This window comes from Paraclostridium dentum, from assembly GCF_012922555.1.
Lineage (GTDB): Bacteria > Bacillota > Clostridia > Peptostreptococcales > Peptostreptococcaceae > Paraclostridium > Paraclostridium dentum.
Genome location: NZ_WIPK01000156.1, coordinates 1 through 374, shown reverse-complemented (window position 1 = coordinate 374; position 374 = coordinate 1). Strand labels below are relative to the sequence as shown.

The 374-nt window shown below is 40.6% G+C and carries 1 protein-coding gene; it reads left to right on the top strand.

What is annotated here, in order from left to right; genetic code table 11:
• Positions 1-83 precede the first annotated feature (83 nt).
• The coding region (locus GFJ41_RS18185) for a hypothetical protein (protein ID WP_170076041.1) at positions 84-374 on the top strand (291 nt) is incomplete at its 3' end.

Genomic DNA, 374 nt, shown 5'->3' with positions numbered 1-374 from the left:
AAAAAAGACCAACATGCATACAACATGAATCTGGTAAAATACAAGGATGCTCTGCACCTGAGAAAGAAAGAAATAACGCAACTGTGAAGGAACCAGATCTAAAGGAAAACTACCAGGAAGGTGACACAGTAGAATACAGCTGTAAAGCTGGCATTGGCACTCAGGATGGGCCCCATGCAACCTGTTCTAAGGGACAGTGGAAGTACCCAAAATGCAAACAAACATGCCCAGATCCTGAGAGAAGAATAAATAATGCGACTATGGTAAGAAGAAATCTGAAGGCGACTTACCAGGATGGTGACACACTAGAATACAAATGTATAAAAGACTTTCAGAATGAATTTCAGAATGAGACCCATGCCATTTGTTCTAAA